At 42.5% G+C, this 23,125-nt stretch carries 23 protein-coding genes; 10 read left to right on the top strand and 13 right to left on the bottom strand.

What is annotated here, in order from left to right:
• Window positions 1-36: 36 nt before the first annotated feature.
• Both NSQ17_RS03695 and NSQ17_RS03690 read right to left on the bottom strand, forming a co-directional pair.
• Window positions 37-1,227 carry an MFS transporter gene (locus NSQ17_RS03695; protein WP_135009828.1) on the bottom strand — a complete coding sequence of 397 codons (1,191 nt, stop codon included), beginning with the start codon at window positions 1,225-1,227 and terminating at the stop codon, window positions 37-39.
• A gap of 57 nt (window positions 1,228-1,284) precedes the next feature.
• Entirely contained in the window at window positions 1,285-1,710 is a 426-nt protein-coding gene (locus tag NSQ17_RS03690) for a MerR family transcriptional regulator (protein ID WP_017366797.1), read from the bottom strand.
• A gap of 143 nt (window positions 1,711-1,853) precedes the next feature.
• Between NSQ17_RS03690 and folE2 the strand changes: the two genes are divergently transcribed.
• Window positions 1,854-2,750, top strand: a complete 897-nt coding sequence (gene folE2 / locus NSQ17_RS03685) for a GTP cyclohydrolase FolE2 (RefSeq protein WP_342467860.1) — start codon at window positions 1,854-1,856, stop codon at window positions 2,748-2,750.
• A 29-nt stretch (window positions 2,751-2,779) separates the two neighbouring features.
• On the opposite strand, the gene NSQ17_RS03680 is transcribed toward folE2, so the two are convergent.
• A complete protein-coding gene (locus NSQ17_RS03680; RefSeq protein WP_342467859.1) occupies window positions 2,780-4,672 on the bottom strand; it encodes an ABC-F family ATP-binding cassette domain-containing protein in 1,893 nt (630 codons plus the stop codon).
• A 133-nt stretch (window positions 4,673-4,805) separates the two neighbouring features.
• Between NSQ17_RS03680 and NSQ17_RS03675 the strand changes: the two genes are divergently transcribed.
• Complete coding sequence (locus tag NSQ17_RS03675) at window positions 4,806-5,879, top strand: glycosyltransferase family 2 protein (RefSeq protein WP_041090656.1); 1,074 nt, start codon at window positions 4,806-4,808, stop codon at window positions 5,877-5,879.
• A gap of 179 nt (window positions 5,880-6,058) precedes the next feature.
• Window positions 6,059-7,450 (top strand): amino acid permease, encoded by a 1,392-nt coding sequence (locus NSQ17_RS03670; protein WP_008344176.1) that lies wholly within the window; start codon window positions 6,059-6,061, stop codon window positions 7,448-7,450.
• Window positions 7,451-7,486: 36 nt separating this feature from the next.
• Here NSQ17_RS03670 and NSQ17_RS03665 read toward each other — a convergent pair whose 3' ends face one another.
• Together NSQ17_RS03665 and NSQ17_RS03660 are read right to left on the bottom strand one after the other, a co-directional pair.
• The gene (locus NSQ17_RS03665) at window positions 7,487-7,720 is read right to left on the bottom strand and encodes a hypothetical protein (RefSeq protein ID WP_008344178.1); all 234 of its coding nucleotides are present in this window, start codon (window positions 7,718-7,720) and stop codon (window positions 7,487-7,489) included.
• A gap of 6 nt (window positions 7,721-7,726) precedes the next feature.
• The gene (locus NSQ17_RS03660) at window positions 7,727-7,984 is read right to left on the bottom strand and encodes a hypothetical protein (protein ID WP_008344180.1); all 258 of its coding nucleotides are present in this window, start codon (window positions 7,982-7,984) and stop codon (window positions 7,727-7,729) included.
• Between the two features lie 65 nt (window positions 7,985-8,049).
• On the opposite strand from NSQ17_RS03660, the gene NSQ17_RS03655 reads away from it, so the two are divergent.
• Window positions 8,050-8,529 carry an Hsp20/alpha crystallin family protein gene (locus NSQ17_RS03655; RefSeq protein ID WP_008344182.1) on the top strand — a complete coding sequence of 160 codons (480 nt, stop codon included), beginning with the start codon at window positions 8,050-8,052 and terminating at the stop codon, window positions 8,527-8,529.
• On the opposite strand, the gene NSQ17_RS03650 is transcribed toward NSQ17_RS03655, so the two are convergent.
• Window positions 8,510-8,737, bottom strand: coding sequence for a hypothetical protein (locus tag NSQ17_RS03650; protein ID WP_017360415.1), 228 nt, complete (start codon window positions 8,735-8,737; stop codon window positions 8,510-8,512). The genes NSQ17_RS03655 and NSQ17_RS03650 overlap by 20 nt on opposite strands.
• A gap of 91 nt (window positions 8,738-8,828) precedes the next feature.
• Here NSQ17_RS03650 and NSQ17_RS03645 point away from each other — a divergent pair, with 91 nt between their 5' ends.
• A complete protein-coding gene (locus NSQ17_RS03645) occupies window positions 8,829-9,233 on the top strand; it encodes a hypothetical protein (RefSeq protein WP_138278211.1) in 405 nt (134 codons plus the stop codon).
• Here NSQ17_RS03645 and NSQ17_RS03640 read toward each other — a convergent pair.
• On the bottom strand, window positions 9,165-10,595 hold the full coding sequence (locus tag NSQ17_RS03640) for a DASS family sodium-coupled anion symporter (RefSeq protein WP_024718600.1): 1,431 nt from the start codon (window positions 10,593-10,595) through the stop codon (window positions 9,165-9,167). The two genes, NSQ17_RS03645 and NSQ17_RS03640, sit on opposite strands and share 69 nt — an antisense overlap.
• A 231-nt stretch (window positions 10,596-10,826) precedes the next feature.
• Between NSQ17_RS03640 and NSQ17_RS03635 the strand changes: the two genes are divergently transcribed.
• Both NSQ17_RS03635 and NSQ17_RS03630 read left to right on the top strand, forming a co-directional pair.
• Window positions 10,827-12,866 carry a penicillin-binding transpeptidase domain-containing protein gene (locus tag NSQ17_RS03635; RefSeq protein WP_326241550.1) on the top strand — a complete coding sequence of 680 codons (2,040 nt, stop codon included), beginning with the start codon at window positions 10,827-10,829 and terminating at the stop codon, window positions 12,864-12,866.
• Window positions 12,867-13,011: 145 nt separating this feature from the next.
• Window positions 13,012-14,250 (top strand): MFS transporter, encoded by a 1,239-nt coding sequence (locus NSQ17_RS03630; protein ID WP_144740868.1) that lies wholly within the window; start codon window positions 13,012-13,014, stop codon window positions 14,248-14,250.
• Between the two features lie 34 nt (window positions 14,251-14,284).
• Here the strand turns inward: NSQ17_RS03630 and NSQ17_RS03625 are convergent, their stop codons facing one another.
• Genes NSQ17_RS03625 through rfbF form a run of 5 tightly spaced genes read right to left on the bottom strand, consistent with a single transcriptional unit; the run spans window position 14,285 to window position 19,066 of the window.
• A complete protein-coding gene (locus NSQ17_RS03625; RefSeq protein WP_047946786.1) occupies window positions 14,285-15,214 on the bottom strand; it encodes a putative nucleotide-diphospho-sugar transferase in 930 nt (309 codons plus the stop codon).
• Window positions 15,215-16,405, bottom strand: a complete 1,191-nt coding sequence (locus tag NSQ17_RS03620; RefSeq protein WP_217967452.1) for a glycosyltransferase family 2 protein — start codon at window positions 16,403-16,405, stop codon at window positions 15,215-15,217.
• A complete protein-coding gene (locus NSQ17_RS03615; protein ID WP_268363744.1) occupies window positions 16,402-17,313 on the bottom strand; it encodes a putative nucleotide-diphospho-sugar transferase in 912 nt (303 codons plus the stop codon). The genes NSQ17_RS03620 and NSQ17_RS03615 overlap by 4 nt, the downstream gene beginning before the upstream one ends.
• 12 nt (window positions 17,314-17,325) lie before the next feature.
• A complete protein-coding gene (locus NSQ17_RS03610; protein ID WP_025092661.1) occupies window positions 17,326-18,297 on the bottom strand; it encodes a GDP-mannose 4,6-dehydratase in 972 nt (323 codons plus the stop codon).
• Window positions 18,298-18,301: 4 nt separating this feature from the next.
• On the bottom strand, window positions 18,302-19,066 hold the full coding sequence (gene rfbF / locus NSQ17_RS03605) for a glucose-1-phosphate cytidylyltransferase (protein WP_024718606.1): 765 nt from the start codon (window positions 19,064-19,066) through the stop codon (window positions 18,302-18,304).
• Between the two features lie 354 nt (window positions 19,067-19,420).
• Between rfbF and NSQ17_RS03600 the strand changes: the two genes are divergently transcribed.
• Together NSQ17_RS03600 and NSQ17_RS03595 are read left to right on the top strand one after the other, a co-directional pair.
• Window positions 19,421-19,570 carry a DUF1540 domain-containing protein gene (locus NSQ17_RS03600; protein ID WP_008344201.1) on the top strand — a complete coding sequence of 50 codons (150 nt, stop codon included), beginning with the start codon at window positions 19,421-19,423 and terminating at the stop codon, window positions 19,568-19,570.
• A 200-nt stretch (window positions 19,571-19,770) separates the two neighbouring features.
• Complete coding sequence (locus NSQ17_RS03595; protein WP_017360425.1) at window positions 19,771-20,850, top strand: DUF3900 domain-containing protein; 1,080 nt, start codon at window positions 19,771-19,773, stop codon at window positions 20,848-20,850.
• A gap of 63 nt (window positions 20,851-20,913) precedes the next feature.
• On the opposite strand, the gene NSQ17_RS03590 is transcribed toward NSQ17_RS03595, so the two are convergent.
• A complete protein-coding gene (locus tag NSQ17_RS03590; protein WP_335350706.1) occupies window positions 20,914-22,113 on the bottom strand; it encodes an MFS transporter in 1,200 nt (399 codons plus the stop codon).
• Between the two features lie 103 nt (window positions 22,114-22,216).
• Between NSQ17_RS03590 and NSQ17_RS03585 the strand changes: the two genes are divergently transcribed.
• Complete coding sequence (locus tag NSQ17_RS03585) at window positions 22,217-23,125, top strand: LysR family transcriptional regulator (protein WP_058336478.1); 909 nt, start codon at window positions 22,217-22,219, stop codon at window positions 23,123-23,125.

Raw genomic sequence — 23,125 nt, 5'->3', positions numbered from 1 at the left:
GCCTTATATCTCATGCAGATATAAGGCTTTTTCTATTTAATGACCTGCTTGAATATTGATGAGATGTTTCCGGCCAATTAGCAGGATGATCATGCCTAACAGAACGACAGCCGCCCCAACATAGTAAGGGGTGCTTGCAGTAAAAGATTCAGCAAGTACGCCGGCAATCCAAGGAGCAATCGCGCCCCCAATAAACCGCACGGCACTGTAAGAGGATGAAGCAATGGAACGCTCAACCGGTGCTGATCCCATCACTGCGGTCGTGAGCACAGTATTGATCATACCAAGAATACCCCCAGCAATGACAATTCCGCAGATGACGACTACAACATGTGAAGTCCAGATTCCAATACCGAATAAAATCACAGCAAACGAAGCAAACAGAACCACAAGAGAAGTCAATGTTCCAAGCTTGCGATGAATGACCGGCGCTGAGAAGACGGAAGTCACAGCTAAAAATAGTCCCCATCCAAAAAAGACATAACCAAGACCATGCTCATCCAGATGAAGCACAAATGGCGAATACGCTAAAAGCACAAAGAAACCGAAATTGTATAAGAAAGCGGCAGAAGCCATCGTTAAAAGTCCTTTATATTTTAACGCCCCGACAGCCTCGAATAATTTCACCTTTTTCTGGGGTTTTTGCATCGGCGGAAGCATAAACGTAATGGCTAAAAGAGCAACAAGCATTAACACCGCAACGCCAAAGAATGGACCGCGCCAAGAGATCGTCCCAAGCTCTCCGCCAAGCAACGGTCCAACCGAAATCCCAAGACCTAGTGCAGCCTCGTATAAAATAATGGCCTTCGCACTTCCTCCAACAGACACGCCGACAATGACAGAGAGAGCCGTTGAAATGAATAAGGCATTCCCAATGCCCCATCCCCCTCTAAAGCCGATTAATTCATTAATCGTTGAAGAGGTACCCCCTAAAGCAGAAAAGACAATAATAAAAATAAGTCCGATTAATAACGTCCATTTCGCACCAATCCGACTAGAAATAAAACCGGTAAAAAACATCACAAAGCCGGTGACAAGCAAATAGCTCGTAAATAAAAGAGACACCTGACTTGGAGATGCATGTAATTGTGATGCAATGGCTGGCAAAATCGGGTCTACAAGCCCTATGCCCATAAATGAAATCACACATGCAAAGGCAACGGCCCAGACGGCTTTTGGCTGCCTAAGCAGACTTGTACGCTGTTTCAACACTTCTTCTTCCTTCATTCCATCAGAACCTTTCCTACAGTTGTTTAACAAAATAAAATAAACACGCTGAGGTGTTTATTTTTGTAATTGCTCAATGGCATGAGCCGCTCTTTCTTTCATCATTTCAAGATCCTTTTTAAAGGATTGAATCGTTTCTAGCTTTTTTGTAATCAATTGATGCTGCACAGTCAGCTGCGCATCAATATCTAACAGTTTTTCTAATCGTTCCTTCGGGTCAAGTGACAACAAGTAGCCTTCTTTATTCAGCTCAAGCTGTTTTCCGATTTCCATAAACGATTGAAGCTCTTGTAAAGAAAAGCCAAGTACTTCTTTGGCCTGCATCACTTTCTCCAGTTCTTCCATGTCATCCTCTGAGTAAAGTCTGACACCGCCCTCTGTCCGCTTTGGTGCTGATAATAAACCAATCTCTTCATAGAAACGAATCGTCCGTTTCGTCAGACCGCTTCTTTTCGCCACTTGATCAATTTTCATCCATTCCATCACCAGTGCCTCCTGCTCATCAATTCATGTTTTATTATACACCTTTATGACCTTAACGTAAACGTTAATGTTTGATCACTTGATTTCTATTGTGGTTTGATGCAGAATAAATAGGAATCATTACGTTTTAAAGGAGGTACCCTATGCGTTCATTTCCATCCAAAAAAGAACGACACGCACAATTCGGTTCTGTCCCGCCAAGCGCTAGAACAAAACCTTGTCAAAAAGAGGACATGATAGACATCCAACAAACCGAACAGGACTTTTATTTTGATCTGGAACAGGTCGGAATTTGCCGTGTGTCGTACCCTGTACATATTTTGTCTAAAACGGCTCCACAGCACCAAACCGCTTCCGCTGATTTTACGCTGAGTACATATTTGCCAGCTCATCAAAAAGGTATTCATATGAGCCGTCTCACCGAGCAGCTTCACTCATTTTATGAGAGCGGAAAGCCGGTTGATGTGGATTCCTTAAAAGAATTGACAGCACAGCTTGCCAAGCATATGAATCAGCCATCTGCCTCGATTCAAGTTTCCTTTCCGTGGTACATGGAAAAAAAGAGTCCCATCAGCGGAAAGTCCGGTTTGATGCATGCAGACGTGCAATATGACATCCACTTTCATGAAGAAAACGGATGGATTTGTCATATTGGCTGCACTGCTCAAGTGACAACGTTATGTCCTTGTTCAAAAGAAATCAGTGAATACGGCGCACATAATCAGCGCGGCACTGTATCTATTCAGGTAGAGCTGTTTGAACAAGGTCAACTCCCTGATGACATGAAAGCAGATCTACTGCAGATCATCGAGTCTAATGCGAGTGCACCCCTTTACCCTGTACTCAAAAGACCAGATGAAAAACACGTGACAGAACAGGCCTATGAAAATCCACGTTTTGTAGAGGATGTTGCGAGGTTAATTGCCGCAGAGTTGTACGAACAAAACTGGGTTAAAGGCTTTCAAATTGAGTGTCGAAATGAAGAATCCATTCACCAGCACGATGCTTATGCCAAATGTTCTTATCAAAAAAAACTGTAGAATGTCTCTACAGTTTTTTTTGCCAACCTTTATTTTTCATTACTTTCTAATTCCTCAATCATCATCGACAGTTCTGTCCAGCGATCCATTGCTTGTTCTAGTTCTTCAGCGACGGCTTTTTGCTTGTCCATCAGCTCTTGAATTTTCCCAAAATCACTGCCAGCCTCAGCAATGCTGGCTTCGAGCTGCTGGTGTTTGTCCTCTAGTGCTTGTATCCGATCTTCAATCCCATCCCATTCAAGCTGGTCCTTATAGGATAGTTTTTTTCTCTTTTTCGGTGCAGCTTCTCCTTGTTTTTCAGCTGGTTTTGTCTCTGTCCGCTTCTGTTCTTTTTCTTGCTCCATGTAATCGCTGTAAGCACCTTGGAAGTGTGAAATACGTCCATTTCCTTCAAACACAAGCAGACGATGGACGACTCGGTCTAAGAAATAACGATCATGCGACACGGTGATGACTACGCCTGGGAACTGCTCCAAATAATCCTCTAAAATGCTGAGCGTCTCTGTATCAAGATCATTCGTCGGCTCATCTAAAAAGAGAACATTCGGCTCTTCCATCAATACCTTCAATAAATACAATCTGCGGCGCTCTCCCCCTGACAGCTTGCGGATAAATGTGCGCTGCATGGATCTAGGGAATAAAAATCTCTCCAACATCTGCTCTGCTGTCACAATGACGCCATCTGCCGTTTTGACAATTTCAGCTGTTTCTTTGATGTAATCAATGATATTCAGCTCTTCATTCATTTCGTTATGGTCCTGCGTGTAATAGCCAATGCGGACTGTTTGTCCAATGGTCAATTGTCCATTCGTCGGTTCGATTTTACCCGCCAGGCAATTGAGTAAAGTCGTTTTGCCCACTCCATTCGGTCCGATAAATCCGATACGATCACCTGGCACGACTAAATCGCTGAACTGGTCCACAAGGGTTTGACCAGCAAATGTGATGCTAATCTCTTCTGCCTCAATCACTTGTTTTCCAAGCCGGTGAGAACCGATCGCAAAATCAAGCTCTCCCTTTGCATCAGGTCCCTTTTGATCCTTCAGCTCTTCCACTCTGCCGATACGTGCTTTTTGCTTTGTCGTTCGAGCCTTTGCCCCTCTTCTGAGCCATGCAAGCTCACGTCTAAGCAGGTTTTGACGTTTCGTTTCTTTTACTTGAGCTTCTGCTTCTCGTTCCGCTCTTTTTTCTAAAAAGACTTCATAATTTCCTTTATATGTGTAAAGCTGCCCCTGATTTAATTCATAAATCCGATTGGCGACACGGTTTAAGAAATAACGATCATGGGTGACAAGAATGACAGCCCCGCTGTATTGACTCAAATATCCTTCAAGCCATTCAATGGTTGCGTTGTCTAGATGGTTTGTCGGCTCATCTAAAATCAGCAAACCCGCAGGCTGAATTAAATTTTTGGCGATCGCCACACGCTTTTTCTGTCCGCCTGATAACGCATGAACAGATCGGCTCACATCTTTAACGCCAAGCTTTGTCAAAATCGTTTTCGCCGAAAGGTTCGCATCCCATGCGTCGTCCTGATCCATTTTATTTTGCATACGCATAAGCGCTTCTTGTTTTGCCTCGTTTTGTGGATCATGCTCTAAATCAGCCAGCGCCTTTTCATAGGCTTTCATCGTTTGAATCATCGGTGCTGTTCCTGAAAAAATATAGTCGAGAATCGTTTCATCCCCGCTCATTTCAGGATCTTGTTCGAGAAATTCGATATCAAGTGTCCCTGCCTTTGTGATGTCGCCTTCCTCAAATGATTCAAGTCCTGCAATGACTTTTAAAAGCGTTGTCTTCCCTGTTCCATTCGGTCCAATTAACCCGATGCGTTCCTTTGGTTCTATATGAAAAGAGATATGGTCAAACAGCGTTTTTTCGCCATAGGTTTTATATAATCCTTCTACATTCAATAAACTCATTTTATCAGCCCTTACATAGATTCTTCCTTTATTTTAAATCAGCCAGTAGCAGAAAACTAGTTTTAAAAAAACCCGCTGCTGAAAAGAATGTTTCCTTTTGATGCTCGATACACTATGAAGAGGTGATCTAAAGATGATAACCATTAGTTTATGTATGATTGTGAAAAATGAAGAGGAGGTTTTGGCTGACTGCCTGTCTTCTGTTCAAGACATTGTAGATGAGATGATCATTGTTGATACAGGATCAACGGATCAAACAAAGGACATTGCTCACTCCTTTTCAGCAAAGGTACTCGACTTTGAATGGGTCCAGCATTTTGCAAAAGCACGCAATTTCGCTTTTTCCCATGCGACAAAAGAGTATATCTTATGGCTGGATGCCGACGATGTCCTACTTGAAGAGGACCAGCAAAAACTGCTTCAGCTCAAACAGACGCTTGATCCCGCAGTAGATGCCGTCTCGATGTTTTACCACGTTGGATTTAGTGAGGACGGTCAGGTGAATTTTAAATATAGAAGAAATCGGCTCGTCAAGCGTGCCTTGAACTTTCAGTGGTACGGGGCCGTTCATGAGTTTCTTCAGGTGTATGGCAACATCTTACCGGCTGATATCGCCGTCACCCATCAAAAGCGTAAGAAAACAACCGCTGGAGAGCCTGGACGCAATCTTCGCATTTATGAAAACATGCTTGCAAAAGGCGAAGAGATGACGCCTCGCGATCTCTTTTACTTCGCCAATGAATTACGAGATAACAAGCAGCATGTGAAGGCGATTCGCTTTTATCACAAATTTTTAGCCACAAAACAATGCTGGATTGAGGATGAAATTCGCACATGCCAAAATTTAGCTGACTGCTATTATGCAGTCGGTTTTGAGGAAGCCGCCTTATCCTCCTTATTGCGATCCTTCTTATATGATCAACCCCGTCCAGAATTTTGTTGCCGGATTGGGGATCATTTCAAAGCACAAAATAAATACAAAGCGGCCATCTATTGGTATGAGCAGGCACTGAAGGCACCTGAAATCGAAACAGCCTTTACACTGACACAATATAAAACATGGTATCCTCACCTTCAGCTTTGCTATTGTTATTATCAGCTCGGTGATTTGGCTCAAGCCAAAACCCATCATCTTGCATCCTCAGCCCATTACCCAACCCATCCGAGTGTGCTGTACAACGAAAAAATATTTGCTGAACAAACGTAAATCTCCTGTTATCACATCCGCCTGTCACATGACGGCGGATGTCTTTTGATACACATTAGCCTTTTGTGACGTTTAACACTTTAGTGATTTAAAGCGTTTTTCAACCAATTGACTAAATTGTCATTTACGCATATACTAACATTCGTCTTACGAAAAGATTTATCCATTAGGAGGTCAACATGAGTTCTTTATTTAGAAAAAAGTCTCTCGACCAGCTCATGCTTGAAAGTCAAACGAAGCGGCTGAGCCGTTCTTTGAATACATTTGATTTAATCTTGCTTGGCATTGGCTGTGTGGTCGGGACTGGCATTTTTGTAATAACGGGGGTTGCGGCTGCGAAAGATGCGGGACCTGCGATTATTATATCTTTTATTTTGGCTGCGATCGCATGCGCCCTTGCTGCTTTTTGCTACGCTGAATTTTCCTCGTCCATTCCAGTGTCAGGAAGTGTCTATACGTATTCTTACGCAACACTTGGAGAATTCCTCGCCTTTTTAATGGGCTGGGATTTAATGCTTGAATATGTTGTTGCGCTCTCTGCTGTGGCAAGCGGATGGTCATCCTATTTTCAATCACTGCTCAGTGGATTTGGTCTGCACATACCGAAGGCTTTATCGGCTGCACCCGGAGCCGCTGATGGGGCCATCTTTAACCTGCCAGGCGCACTCATTATTTTACTCATTACCTTTATTGTCTCAAGAGGCGTAAAAGAGAGCACAAAGCTGAATAACATCATTGTGCTCATCAAAATTGCCATTGTCCTCCTCTTTATCATTTCAGGCTTTGCTTACGTTAAACCTGAAAATTGGACACCTTTTATGCCAATGGGCTTCCATGGCGTGATTGCTGGAGCGGCCACTGTCTTTTTTGCTTACCTTGGATTTGATGCAATCGCTAATGCATCTGAAGAAGTCAAAAACCCACAAAAAGCGATGCCGATCGGAATCATTGGTGCGCTCGGTGTTTGTACGATTTTATACATCGGGGTTTCATTTGTCTTAACAGGCATGGTTCACTACACGAAGCTGAATGTCAGTGACCCTGTCGCTTTTGCTTTACAAGTGGTTGGCCTGAATAGTGTCGCTGGTATTATATCGGCAGGTGCTATTATCGGGATTACGACAGTGTTAATTGCACTTGTCTACGCTCAGGTTCGTTTAACCTTTGCCATGAGCCGTGATGGACTCATGCCGAAAATCTTTTCAAACGTTCATCCAAAATCGAAGACACCGGTTGCCAACACTTGGCTGACAGGCGCTGTTGCGGCATGTATCGTTGGATTCGTCAACTTATCAACACTTGCTAATTTAGTCAGCATCGGTACACTTGCGGCCTTTACGGTGATCTCGATCGCTGTGATCATACTCCGGAAAAAACATCCGAATATGAAAACAGCGTTTAAAGTACCCTTTGTTCCTGTCCTTCCCATCATTAGTGCGGTCATTTGTATGATCTTGGCTGCCACACTGAAATGGGAGACATGGCGAGCCTTCCTCATCTGGGTAGCCATTGGTGTCGTTGTGTATTTTACCTATGCAAGACGCAAAAGCCATCTGAATCAAACACAATAGAAAAGAGACACGGGGTATCCCGGTCTCTTTTTTTGTTTAAATCACACTGTTTTTCACTGAATTCGAATCCACCATATCTGGATCGAGTACGCTTGAAATCGGAATGACAAGCGGTGAACAATCTCCATTGTCCTCACCAAAACCCTGGTTCAATTTCATCGAGAGAAAATAATCGATCTGCTGATAAGGTCCTAGCGTCAGTGATGCCCCCCGATCCATTGCATTGATTTTAAAAGCACCGACATTGACGACTGAGGGTGAGAATAACATCACACATCACTTCCTTGGAATAGGTTTAGCTGCTGGCGAAAAAGAGGCAGGTGAGTCCACTTGATCTCGATCATCTACATGGCTCTTTGTTCCGACAAAACCGCTGGCATCTCCAAAATTCTGTCCGTACCCCTGATTTTTTTTATCTGAGTTTTGCCACTCTGCTAACAAATTTTGTCCGACATTCACCGCCGACGCATTTTCAAAGGAATTAATTTTTAACATGAAAATATTAATATTGATATACGGAGTTGGTTGAACCACAGATAAACCTCCTTTTTATAGGTATATGCGAGCACCCATCAAGTATGTTAACAGGAGGTCTTCACATGGACTTCGAAAAAATGAAGCAGTGGATGGACATTGCCCAGCAAATGCATGGAGATGATTTTTGGAAAATGATATTCGATGATGAGCAAAGATCTCCCTTTATGGCAAATGGTCCGTCTCCCTTTACATTCTCGCAGCAAGATCAGCGAGGAACAGATGCATCGTTTCCACCAGTCGACATTGTGGAAACCCCTACTGAATTTCAGTACTTAATTTATCTGCCTGGCTACCGGAAGGAAGATGTTCAGGTGCTGTCATATGGTGAATATTTAGTTGTAAAAGGACAGCGTTTTTCCTTTTTTAACGAACAAGATTTTCGCCAAAAACAAGGAAAGTATGGTCCGTTTGAAAGAAAAATTCGGCTCCCAGATATGATTCTTGGTCAAATGAATGCGGCTTTTAAAGACGGCGTGCTATACATTCGCTTGCAAAAGGATGAAGGAAAAGCAACTGCGATAATCATAGATGACGAATATTGATACTGACTGCGTCTATTAGATCACGATCATCAATCGTTTCAATCGGCAAGATCGTGATCACGCCATCGGCATTTTGTTCACCAAAACCATTGTTTCTTTTGATCGTCGAGCAGTGATTTCGTACGATCGTCGAACCGAATGTCATCGAGGACCCTGTACCAATCGTATTCGTCTTCATATGGGTAATCTGAATGCGTGTAGGCAGCATGCACTTCTCCCCTTTCATGTATCTCTATAAGTATATACCGGGCAGCTTTTCCATAGACTAGAGCAAGGCGAAAGAAAAGGTTGTGGTCCACTTGAAACATTTCATTCAATCACTCTTTAAAAAAACCGAAGCCAGTCCATCCCCATCTGTCGTCGAGCTGGAAAAAAGACTCACCGCTCTTGAGCAGAAAATGTCTGCACCTGCTCCGCCTGTCTCGGAGGATACGCACATTCACATTGAATCACTGCATGTGGACAAAATTGACTACCATTTAGAGTTTGGTGAGCTTTCCATTGATCAGCTTAAAGGCAGACTCAACATTGGAGCCACCTATTACACGCCAAAGGACCCGCACCTCAAAAAGGCAACTTCAGTACCGAAGCCAAAAGAAACAAAAACACCAAAAGTCTCCATTCGATCAAAGTCTTCATCTCAGCACGACCGGAAGCCAGAAATAAACCGCAAGCACAATCGCTACAATACTGATCACATTTAGCCAAAAGCCAGCCTTGACCATATCAGATATTTTCAGCACGTCCGCACTAAAGACAGCCGCATTTGGTGGTGTGGAGATTGGCAACATAAACGCACATGAAGATGCTAACGCAGCCGCAGCCATTAAGCCGTACGGCTCCATGCCAATTGCAAGTCCAAGCCCTACTGTAATCGGAATGATCATGTTCGCAACTGCTGTATTAGACATAATTTCGGTCATAAATAAAATAGAAGCCGTTAAAATAATTAGCAGCATGAGGTACGACAACCCATTTAAATGCTGTAAATTTTCCCCGATCCATCCTGTTAGATTCGTTTCCGCAAATCCTGTAGCGAGCGAAAGCCCGCCTCCAAACAAAAGCAAAAGCCCCCATGGCAACTGCTTCATATCCTGCCATTCTAGTATTCTCTCTCCATTTGTCGCTGGAATAAGAAATAACAGCATCGCCCCAAAGATTGCGATCGACGTATCCGAGACAGGAAGCCCGCCAAACAAAAAGATTTTAAAAATCCACAAAAAAGCCGTCATAAGAAAAATAGCAAAAACCCATTTTTCTTCTTGTTTCATTTTGCCTAAATCCTCTAAACCCTTCCGTATAAACGCTGCTCCCATTTCCCCTGTGTGCTCTACCTTGAACTGTATCTTGGTCAAATACAGAAATAAGAGAATGAGCAGAACAGCCGCCACCGGAAAACCAAACAAAAACCATTCAAAAAACATAATTTCTCGATCTAATAGCTTTTTTGACATCGCTGCAAAAACAGCATTTGGCACAGACCCAACGAGTGTCGCCAGTCCGCCAATAGAGGCTGAATAAGCGACCGATAATAGAATGCTTTTACTGAATCGGTCAAGAGATGCACCAGACAAAATATCGTTCGCCTTCACCTCTTTAATCACAGCCAGTGCCACAGGCAGCATCATCAGTGCTGTGGCTGCATTTGAAATCCACATAGATAAAAAGGCCGTTGCCATCATAACCCCTAATACAATGCGGTCACTTCTTGTGCCAATGATGTTTAAAATATGTAAGGCCATTCTTCTATGTAAATTCCATTTTTCAATAGCAATGGCAATCATAAATCCGCCCATGTACATAAAAACAATCGGGTCTCCATAAGCTCTTGATGTTTGCTCCATCGATAGCCCGCCAAGTGTTGGCAAAAGGATGATGGGCAATAAAGAGGTAGCCGGTATAGGCAAAGCTTCTGTGACCCACCATGTCGCAGTCCAAGCCGTAACGCCCAGTACCACTCTTGGTGCATAGGTCAATTCACTTTCTGGAATGAGCAAAAAAATAAGCAAAAAGAAGATCGGTCCAAGAACAAGTCCAGTCAGATTCACTTTTTTATAAACGATCACAATTCCTCCTTCATGAAAACGCTTTTAATTTTTTCTAATTTTTCACATTCGATGATCACATAAAAAATCCTTTAAATCATAAGAAAAAATGAAGATATCCTTAAGCAGCAACTGTGTCTTGCTTCATATTTCCACTTCATGACTTGGTCTATTTTCATAGGAGAAACTATACAAATCCTACACAGTAACTGTAAACTATAGAGGATCTAATCAAAAATTGAGGTGTTTTCATTGTATACAGATCAACGAAAATCATTTTGGAAACAGAAAAAAGTCATCATTCCCCTTCTTAGCATCATCGCGATTGCTGCTGCTCTCTTTTTCTTAAAAGATACGCTTTTCTCCAAAGAAAAAGAGGCGCTGAAAGCCGCTGAATCCTTTACGAAACATCTGGAGAAAAAAGAATTCACAAAATTGGCAGATGAGGTCACAAGCGGCTCTCTGAAAGCCAATGACTTTTCTAAAAAACAATTTGCCGAAAAATACGATCATATCTTTAGCGGCATCGGTGCGAATGAACTAAACGTCTCAAACGTCAACGTAGAAAAACAGGATAAAGGAAATGGGTATCAATTCACCTATGAAGTCACGATGAAAACGTCACTTGGAAAACTGAACAAACTCTCTTACAAGGGCGTTCTCTCCGAAGAGGATAACGAGTGGAAAGTAGACTGGAAACCAAATCTCATCTTCCCGCAAATGGAAAAGGGTGACACCATCAAAGTGACAACGGATCCTGCGGTACGCGGAAATATTGTAGATCGAAAAGGGCGCACGTTAGCAGAAACAACTGGTGGACACGCGCTTGGCATCATCCCTGGAAAGCTCGGGACAGGCACGGAAAAAGAAAGCAACATCAAAAAAATCAGCAGCGCTTTTGATATAGATGAAGAGCTGATTCAAAATCAGCTGAAACAAGCATGGGTCACAGATGACACATTTGTCCCGCTAAAGTCTATGTTAGAGCAAAAGCCGATTCCAAAAGACATAAATGGCGTCACCTATCAAACGAAGGAAATGCGCTACTATCCATATAACGAAGCCGCTGCTCATCTGACAGGCTATGTGGGAAAAGCAAATGCGGATGATATCAAAAGAAATCCAGCTTTAAAGGCGGATCAAATCATCGGCAAAACCGGCCTTGAATTCACATTTGACAAGAACTTAAGAGGACAAGATGGCGGAAGCATCCTCATTATCCATGATGAAACAGGTATTGAAGAAACATTACAAAAAACAGACCGAAAAGACGGAAAAACAGTCAAACTGACCATTGATGCATCTTTACAGAAAAAAGCCTATCAACAGCTGAAAGGTGAAAAAGGGGCTGTCACCATTATGAATCCATCATCAGGTGATTTATTAGCGCTTGTTAGCACCCCTTCTTACGATGTTAATTTAATGACCAACGGGATCACGCCTAAACAATACCAAGCATACAGTGAAAATCCTGATCTCCCATTCCAAGCTCGATATGCGAGCAGATATGCACCAGGATCTACATTCAAAACCATTACAGCAGCGATTGGACTGGAAACAGGTGTCACAAAACCTAATAAAGTGCGCACCATTCATGGACTGAAATGGCAAAAGGATCAATCATGGGGAAATTATCGCATTACACGGGTTCATGACAAAGAACAAGTCAATATGGTCGATGCCCTCGTGTACTCAGATAATATTTATTTTGGACAGGAAGCCCTTGAAATCGGCAAAGATCAATACGAGAAAAAAGTGAAAACATTTGGGTTTGGCGATAATTTAAACATGCCGTTTACAATGAAGCCAGCACAAGTGTCTAACGACGGGATCAAATCAGACATCTTACTTGCCGACTCAGCATATGGCCAAGGAGAATTACTCATGTCTCCAATTGAACAAGTACATGCCTATTCTCCATTTGCAACAGGAGGAAAGCTTGTGTACCCTCGAGTCATTCAGAATGAAAAAACAGCATCACCAAAACAGATCATCAAAGAAGATACAGCAAATACGGTGAAGGATGCACTAACTCAAGTCGTCACCAATTCAAACGGAACCGCTCACTCGTTGCAAATAAAAGGGGCTGATATAGCCGCTAAAACGGGAACAGCGGAACTAAAGAGCAAACAAGGTGCGACAGACGGTACTGAAAATGGATTTTTACTTGCGTTTAATCCTAAAAAAGAAGATTATGTCCTCGTCGGCATGATTGAAGGTGTGAAAAACCGTGGAGGCAGTGGACTTGTCATTCAAAAAATGAAGCCTGTCATCGCTTCTTTCTATAAATAACCCTTAAGAGACACACGCTCCATCAAGCGCATGTGTCTCTTTTTTTCTAAATCATGACAATTTGCTATTGTTTTATAGTTCACCTTATGAATAAAATGAGGAGAATGAAAAAAAGAAACAAGTTGAATGAAAGGAGGAAGTCTCATTGGCTATTGCTGCTCAAACAAAGAATAAACCTCAAAAAGCGGTCACCGGTTCAACGGTTTATCCTATTTTATTGATTATTGGTATTTGCCATATGCTCAACGACACATTGCAAGCCGTGATTCCTGCCATGTTCCCTATTTTAGAACGCTCAATGGGGCTGACCTTTACTCAATTAGGGCTAATCGCCTTTACATTAAATATGGTCTCCTCTGTCATGCAGCCTGCGATCGGGTGGTACACAGATAAACGGCCGATGCCCTATGCACTGCCTATCGCATTATTTTCAAGTGCTGTCGGCATTCTCGGCCTTGCGTTTGCACCATCATTTGCGACCATCCTACTGTGCGTCGTCTTTATTGGACTCGGCTCTGCGATTTTCCATCCAGAGGGCTCACGGGTTGCCAACATGGCAGCTGGTCCTAGACGGGGTCTTGCTCAATCCATCTATCAAGTCGGCGGAAATACAGGTCAAGCCTTTGCTCCGCTAATCGCTGCATTAATGCTCGTCCCTCTCGGTCAGCCAGGTGTGGCTTGGTTTACGATTGTTGGAATGATTGCTGTCGGTTTCCTTCTTTATATTTCAAGATGGTACGCAGGAAGACTTCAAACCATTCGAGCACAAGCGAAAAAAGCGCCTGCAAAAGCAGCAAGATCTGAACTTCACCGCAAGTCAGCGCTCACAGCACTTGGCATTATCGTCTTTCTTATTTTCGCGCGTTCTTGGTATGGAAATGCGATCTCGAATTTCTATGCGTTTTATGCGATTGAACAATATGGTTTGACGATTAAAGAATCACAAACTTATATTTTCTTATTTCTTATATTGGGTGCGATTGGGACATTTTTAGGCGGGCCGCTTGCAGACCGCTTCGGCAAGAAAACCGTCATTTTAATTTCTTTATTAGCATCCTTTCCGCTTGCCCTGCTTCTCCCATTTGCCGGACCAGTTTTTGCTTATGTTTTACTTGGACTCATTGGGATCATTCTGACCTCAAGCTTCTCTGTCACCGTGGTCTATGCCCAAGAACTATTTCCCGGGAAAATTGGTACAATGTCTGGTTTAACTGTTGGGCTTGCGTTTGGTATGGGAGCGATTGGATCCGTTGCCCTCGGCTCATTAATTGATGCAGTCGGTTTAACACCTACCATGATTGGTGTCGCCTTTTTACCGATATTAGGCATCCTAGCCTTCTTACTGCCAAGCGATCAGACCATAGCGAAATGGAATGAATCATAAAAGGTAAAAACCGCTCAATAAATGAGCGGTTTTTTCATATCTTATAAAAATGTGTGTCAGGAACATGCTTCTTTGCAATAAACCCCTGCTGAAAGTCTGGAAAGACCTTTTGCACCTGTTTAATTTTCAGATGAATCAAATCAGCATACGGAATATACAAATGATCCACAAGAGTGTGTTCTGTCATATAGTAATACCAATTCAGATTAAAGGTATTTTCATCAATGATCGTAAAGGCAGAAAAATGATAGAACAGCAGTGGACATTCGTCGAGATACATATCTCCTTTCACAACGGAGAGCTTATAGTTTTCAATATTCCAAATCGCTGCATTGGCACCTTTAGATGCCACCACATGGACACCCTCAAAATCATCGACCCATCTTTCAACATACCGCTGATCACCATATGTCTTTTTTTCCGTATCCATTTCTACTGTACAGTGCGCAATGCAGTTCTCTTTCCACTGCGTCACAGCCCGTTTGGCCACATCTGTGTTTCGACAGCCTACAAACCCAGTATTAAAACGGCCGGATAATTCATAAAAGTGATAGAATCGCTTGGAATTCATATGATCTGTCAAAAATACATGAGCGAGTGGATTTTCTGCAAATATCGCCTCTGGATCATGATAAAAATACAAATCTGTATCCAAATGAGCGAGATAATCTGCATCAGAGGACTCAAGAATTTTGAGTAGAAACGCAGGCTTAAGCGTCCAGCAATACTCGTGGAACGTACGATCCGCCTTTGCTTTTCGCAGCGAATCATCTTCCACATCTTCAAGCTGTTCATATTGGACATGTGGATGAGGAAACTGACTTAACACCTTGTAAGCCAAAGGATCAGCACATAAGACAGAAAGTTTGTATGATTGAGCCGTCTGCTCAAGTGAATGAATCAGCGCCAGCAGCTTAAATACATGGGTATTGGACACAATGGTTGTGAAATGATAGGATGCCATCTACAACACATCCACTTGGAACAAGTCAACATGCAGTAGCTCTTTTGTGAGCCCTTGAATGGCCTCTGCCAGCACCGTGCATCCATGTTCCTGCTTGGCAAGTTGGGCCGCCTCTGACAGCTTTTTCAAAGGGAAATGCTTTGCCGTCAGCACGTCCTTTTGATCACGTTTAATGCCCACATTCCGCTCTGTGATCATATGAAGCAGCTCCAAAAAATAAGCGAGCAGATCATCATATGCTTCATTCTTACGCAGCTGGCGAATGTCTTTCACGATATCATTTGTCACGGTATGAGAAAATGGTCCAGAGAAAGCCAAATGAACATCAATCGAATCAATATTGTTGTACTTCTCGCACATATACAAAATGTTATATTTGATGTCATCGAATGACGTTAAATTACTTGGATGTTCCTGATGCACACTTAAAATATCCTCACGCAGCTCAAATGAGAGGCCAAGCTGATGCAGACGAATGCCTAAATCATAATCCTCAAACCCGTATCGAACGATTTTTTCATCAAACATCCCTAGTTCCATGACATGCTTTCGCTTGACGGAAGAGTTATTTGTGATAAAAAATCGCCACGGCAATTGATAAGAACTTAAATCATAGTCATACGTGCTTAAAATGTCTTTCAGGATATCAATAAATTCGGACTGCAAGTCGAAGCTTCTCTCTAGAAATGCGCCGCTTTTCACTTCCTCCATCGACACAAGAGACGTTTTGTCTTTCATTTTCCGCTGATACAGCCCTTGTTTTTTTAATCGTTTCACATGATCTTGATCAAAACCGGTGTAAAAATAACGGTAGATTCGCTTCCAGCAAACACCACAAATGACACGATCCTCATGATCAGCATGTGCCTCTGCGTGCTTTTGAATAAATTGGGGCTCTGCCAACATATCGCTGTCATGGAATATTAAGAGGTCTCCCTCTGCCTCACGAATGGCATGATTGCGCCCCTTGGCAATTCCTTGATTGACAGGAATACGCACCTTTTTGAATGGAAAGTTCACCTCAATGTTTTCGAGCATTTCCATCGTGCCGTCTGTTGACCCATTATCAGCAACAATGACCTCAAATGGAATATCGGTTTCCTGAAGCGTTAAGGAAAAGAGGCTCCCTTCTAAACGCTCTTTCGCATTATAACTCGGAATAATGACGCTCACCTTCGGCTTTTCATTCATGCGCCATCCTCCTCCAGTTTGGCATAGCCGTTAAACATCGGATTGACTTGTTCTACCGATTCAATCACATGACGCAGCACTTCCCGATAGGCTTCTTGGAAAAATGGCAAGTCATCTCTTCCTTTTTCATGGATTTGCTGCATATCATCTTTGCTTAAGATCCGAAAACCACTGAAATGATAGCAAATGAGTGGGCTTCCATCCTCAAGCAAAATACGTCCATTCTCTTCCTGATAAGAATGCTGGCCATAATTCCAGTGACCAATATTCACACCCTTTGTTTGAATATCTTCTACTTTTTCAAACAGCACCGGCATATGGTCCAAATACCCTTGATCCCCAAATTTCCCTTCTCCAGGCGCATTTTTGCATTCTTTTAGACATTCTTCTTTCCACCAGCTCAGGCACTTCCGGCCGGCTTCATCTCCTTTAAAATGCAGGAATCCTGAATTATAGCGCCCTAAAAGTTTCTGAAGCATCTTCACTTCCTCTGGATCAAAGCTTGGAATGACAATATCCCCTCTTGATAGAAGCACAGAGGCATCAGGCTGGTTTTGAAAAATCACTTGTGGACTCTCATAAAAGAACAAATCCGCATCTAGATACGTCACTTCCTCCGCCTGGTCCTGCTTAAATAGCCACTCAATCCAAATCGGTTTTAATGTCCAGCAATATTCCGAATCATTTCGTTCCTTTTTGATCTCTAGAAGCTCAGGCGTTTCAAGATCTCGTACATGAACAAGATCGACATGCGGGAAATTCATTTGATGAAGCAAACCAAATGCAGCATCATCCATACATAACGTCTTGATGACAGCATCATCTTCTACTTGCTTCAACGATAAGAAAAACGCAATGGCTTGATAAAGTCTTCCACTTGATAGAACCGTACAATATATGCTGTTCATCTGTATACACCTCTATTTTTGAAAGAATTCGCGGTACCATTCAATTGTCTTTTCTAACCCTTCATCAATGGAGTAATCAGGCTTCCAATCAAGCAGCTTTCTCGCCTTTTCTGCTGATAAATATTGATGCTTAATCTCATGCGTTCCTTGATTCAAAATACGAGGTTTTAGTTCACTGCCCATCGCCTTTAAGATTTTATCAACGAGCTCAAGCACAGTCAGCTGAATTTCATTACTAAAGTTAAATGCTTCTCCTGCAAGCCCTTTTTCCTCCATTTTTTCAGCTAGCAGTAAATAAGCCTTGACCGCATCTTCAATATAGAAATAATCACGGATAAAGGTTCCGTCACTTCTAATTTCTGGCGCCTTTCCCTCTAACACCAGCTGGATGGTTTGCGGAATGATTCGGTTAAAATTCAAATCCCCGCCTCCATATAAATTACCGCAGCGCGTAATACAAACCGGAAGACCATATGTGTTGTAGTACGTGTGAGAAATTAAATCTGCACAGCTTTTTGACACATCATATGGGTGCTTGCCGTTAAGCGGCATGTCTTCATCATAAGGAAGCTGTTCTTGATCCCCGTATGCTTTATCACTCGATGCCACAATCACTCGTTTGATAAGCGGCTGCCTTCTGCATGCCTCCAGCACATTCCATGTTCCTAAAATATTGGCTTCAAATGTAGAAACTGGGTGACGATTTGCGACCCCAACAATCGCTTGGGCGGCCAAATGAAAGACTGTATCAATCTCATATTCTCCTAACGCACGTTCTATCGTTTGCATGTCCTCCAGTGCGCCTTGGACGACATTCATCTTTTCAAATTGACTACCTTGATATAAGTTCGATCTTGGCACCTGATCACGTACAAGCCCTGTTACGTTTGCTCCTTGATCAATCAATTCCTTGACGAGGTAACTCCCTAACAATCCCGTACACCCGGTCACAAATACGTTTTTCCCATTCCAAAATCCGCTCATGCTGTCACCAAACCTTCCATGGTTGTTTTCCATCTGCCCACATGCCGTTGATTTCTTTCAAGTTTTTATACGTATCAATTGCTGTCCAAAATCCGTGGTGCTCATAGACTGCTAGCTCTCCATCATTCGCCAAGTTCTGAAGAGGCTCTGCTTCGAACACACATTGATCATCATCTGTTAAATAATCAAAAACCTTTGGAGACAACACAAAAAATCCTCCATTGATCATCCCGATACTGTCTGTCTTCTCAGAGAAGGATTGTGCCATCCCGTTATACACCTTCAGCGTGCCGTACTGTGATTTCTTTTCAATTCCTGTGACAGTGGCAGCTGCTCCAAGCTCTTGATGGCGCTTGAGCAAATGAAACATATTGATATTGGCAAGTCCGTCCCCGTAAGTCATCATAAATGTCTCATCACCAATATAATCCTGTACCTGCTTTAACCGCCCGCCTGTCATTGTATCCTCACCCGTATCTAAAAAAGTGATTTTCCAGTTCTCCGAATTACCTAAAAGCTTCATTTCCCCTGTCGACATATCCAGCTGCATGCTGTGATGCCGCCAGTCGTAGTTGAGAAAATACTCTTTGATTTTCTCTCCTTTATATCCAAGCAATAAGATAAACTCGTCTACACCGTAATACTGATAGATTTTCATAATATGCCATAGAATAGGCCGGTCTCCGATCATAGCAAGTGGTTTAGGAAGCGCTTGTGTGACCTCACTCATTCTCGTTCCCTTTCCTCCGCAGAGAATGACTGCTTTCATCTTCTCCCCTCATCTCTCTATGAAAATTTTTGATTGAAAACCCTATCTTCATGCGGAAAATCAGTACATGTACCCTTATACTTTGTCCGACATCAGGTTTTGAATCTACTCTATTCATATGTCGGAATAAGAGAGGGTGCCACCTAGCATTTAACTATTTTTACAAACAAAAAAGAGCGAGATTTGCATTCTCGCTCTTTCAAAGTTTAAATTGTATATTTTCAGGGTAGATGGTATGATAAACATGTGCATATACAGCACAAACAGCCTCTTTCGATAAAGAGACTACTAGATTGAATGAACTCAAGTGGCAGCTTGCTTCATTCTTAATATGAATCACGGAGGTGAATTCCCATGGCACAAAATGTACTTTGTGAAGTGAACTCTTGCCGTTTTTGGGCTGACAACAGCTGTACAGCTTCTACCATTAAAATTGGTAAAAGCACAATGACTGACGTGACTCGCAATGCTGAAACGGATTGCGAAACATTTGAAACAAAATAATACATGATTTTCTGAGATGAAGGAACTGGCAGGTTCCTTCTTTTCTTTTATCATTCTATCAAGAATGATAATTATTATCAAGCGTTTTTCACGAAACATTTCTCGGGAAATAATGACACGATATTTCTCCATTCGTTGACGATTTTCACTCCTTTTTCTATACTCAACATATCCAAAGAAGAAAAAGTGGTGACCAATCAGTGGATTTTACGATACGATTTCTATCATTCTATGTGGTTGAAATAGAAGGCAAAGAAGAACAAGCAAATAAACGGTTTAAACATTACCAAACATTAGACCAAGAGGAATTTGAACAAAGTGAGCTGAAAGACTTTCTAGACGGTGAGCTTAAAAAAATCGTCAAACGAAAAGTGGACAGACACCCTAAGTCTGAGCAAGTACCTACTAAAATTGGCCGATTTATTGTCGAACCCGGGCATGAACTCGATTCAAATCCAAACTACAATTTATTTCATCAGACGAGATTTGCAGATACAAAAGAAGTATTTAACGAATGCAGTGAACAATTTGTTCGCACCTATTTAGATACAAGTGCTGTCAGAGGCGGCGTGTTTTTGGTTGCATCTGCGGTTCCTAAAAAATATTTCGATGACTCTTTTGTCTTTATCATGAAATGCGATTTTGAACAGAAAGTCGCTTCTATTGCTGATACATCTACCTTGATCAAAAAAGTAGAAATGGCGATTACAACAAAAAACATGAAATCGATTCAATACCCGTTCATGCCAGAAGAGGGCATGACAGAGGAAGCCGAAGTGAAAATTCATCAATCCTCACACGCTCGTTATTTTGAAGACTTTCTAAAATTCGTCGAATACGGGGAATCGATGCCTGAAATCATGAAATCACAGGTCATGAATATGGTGCAGGAACATGTATTTGAAACATTTCAGGATGAAAGTGAAGAATTAAAACAATTTGAAGAGGACCTTGAAATATGGGAAGCAAGTGAAAAACGGGAGATTCGAGAAACACTCGATACAGAACAGGTCACGCTAGCCGCTTCACACATTGTTGAACAAACCCCTGATATCACGATGAAGATGCGTCTAGGCGAAACAGAAATTAAAGGACTTTTAGCCGACTTCGGCCACTCGATTCATATCGCAAAGGTCAACAATCGATATGTCGTGCTCGTTGAAGCAGATCAAATTGTATTTGAAAAAGGAAGCACACCTGTTGAATTCCATAAACCCAATGGCTTGAAAGAGGTCGTCAGCCAGCTGACGCAAAAAGCCTATGATTCAGACTTAGAATAAGAGAATATGACTGCCTCCTGCGATTAGCTGCATGAGGCAGTTTTTTATATAACGCTTTATTTCTTACACTGCACTAGAAGAAACATGCTGCCCGCTTCTTATCCACATGCTGACGAGCATGAAACTTATGATAAGCATCAGCCAAAAGACGCTGTTTGTTCCGAAAAACTGGATCAACGTATACCCACACAAAGGTCCTAAAGCAGCCCCCATATCTTGAACAAAAGAATAACTGGCGAGAAAGCGGTTCTTATCTGTTTGAGCAGAAGCTTTTTGAAAGGCAAGTGTATCGGTGAACGTTGTGACAATTGTTGCCATTAGTTGCATCAAAAGCAGCATCAATAGGAACCAGCCGCTTACCTTCAGCATGATCACAAGAAAACTGAGACCTCCAAATGAAAGAAACATCCAGCATAACATTCGTTCCTTCATCACAAGACGATCAAACCATTTGCCCGTTCTCGGTGCGAGAAATGGTTCCCATCCCCACCTGAGTGCTTGAATAACACCGCTTAAAGCCGAAGCTCCGATGACAAAGCCAAACAGAGTCAATTCATCTTGGTCAATCTTTGCTTCAATGACATGACTCAGCGTGGATGCGAATAAACCTTGGATGATCAGTGCGATCAGCATGCCTGTTATCAGTACTTTTACCACATCTCGTGTAAACCACTTCTGTTTGATGCCATGATACACCTGCGTGCCTTCTCTCTTTTCAATTTCATCCAACGATACATAAAAAATGCAGCCCATTAATGTGAGTAAGCCAAAGACAAGCGTCATGGACTGAAAACCGATCAAGCTGGCAAGGATTCCCCCAAATAACATGCCAAATAAACTGCCAAGCCGGTAAAGCCCATTATAAAGACCCGTCAAATGTCCTTGTGAGCCTTCGTCTATTTCAGCCAAGACCCTCATCCCACTCATACGGAGTAACGTCCAAGCGAGACCCCATGCACAGCGGCAAATCAATAGCAGCCAAAATCCACTCATACCATATAATATCGTGGTCACTGACGCGATCAAAATTGCGATCAGTACACCGGTCTTCATTGGGATATATCGATAAAGCCACCATACGACAGGTGCTAGCGGGATACGAATGAATCGGTTGATAGACAGCAGTAACCCCACCTCCCAAATGGATGATAAACCAATCTCTTTCCAATAGACCGGGAGAACAATATAGAGCATTGAATCCCCAATAAGGGCAAATGCTGTGATGAGCGCAATTGACACCACTTGCTTTTGACGACGATCCATTTTTTCTTCCCCCTTCGCTACCTTTACGATAAGGGATACCTTATAATAAATCTAATGAATGTTTTTGATTGAATCATCAAAATAATTGATAGGCGGTGCAAAGATGAATTTACATGCCCTCCGTATTTTTGCAAAGGTAGCCGAAACAAAAAGTGTCACACAAACGGCAGACGTGCTGTCTTTGACGCAGCCGGCTGTGACGGCACAATTACGAAGCATTGAACGAGAGATCGGTTTTCGTCTTTTCAAACGAAACGGCCGGGGGATTACCCTGACGGAGATGGGGAAGATCCTGTATCCATATGCCCGGCAAGTATTCGAGGCGGAAAAAGAAGTAGAATATCAGATTACCCTTCTGCAAAACGGAAAAAAAGGAAGACTCAGAATTGCTTCTACCTATGTACCACTTAACTTTTTGCTGCCTGATTGGCTTGCCTCTTTTAAAACATCATCGCCACAGACAGATATTGAATTAAAAAGCGGAAACTCCGCTCAAGTGATCGAAAGCCTGCTTCAATATCAATCAGATGTGGCGATCGCCGTAATAGAGGATCTGCACCACGAAGATCTTCACACCTCTCACTTGACTGATTTAAGTTATGACTTTATCGTGCCTGTGGATCACCCGTTAAATGGAACAACCGTCCCACTAGAACGACTGAGCCATGAACCTTTTTTAATGCGAGAAGAAGGCAGTTCAACGAGAGACAAGCTTTTTTCCCTTTTTACCGCTAAAGGAATTAAAAAACCGACCGTTGATTTACAATTCAGTGGTGTCCACGAAGCCATTCAAATGATCAAAGCTGGCTATGGCATCACCCTTGTTCCTCGTGACGCTGTTCAGCGAAGCTTAGAACGTGGAGAGATTGGGCGCGTGTATATCGAAGGAATTGACATTATCAGACCTGTTGTGGTCTGCAAACGGGCGAATGACCTTGAGGAAAATAGGACGGTGAATGCTTTTCTGCAAATGAAAGACATTGGACCCTTTATAGCACCTGACTCCAATTAA

The sequence above is a fragment of the Bacillus sp. FSL W8-0629 genome (genome assembly GCF_038593225.1).
GTDB lineage: Bacteria > Bacillota > Bacilli > Bacillales > Bacillaceae > Bacillus > Bacillus altitudinis.
Note: the sequence above shows the minus strand (reverse complement) of the source record. Positions and strands in the feature narration are given on the sequence as shown.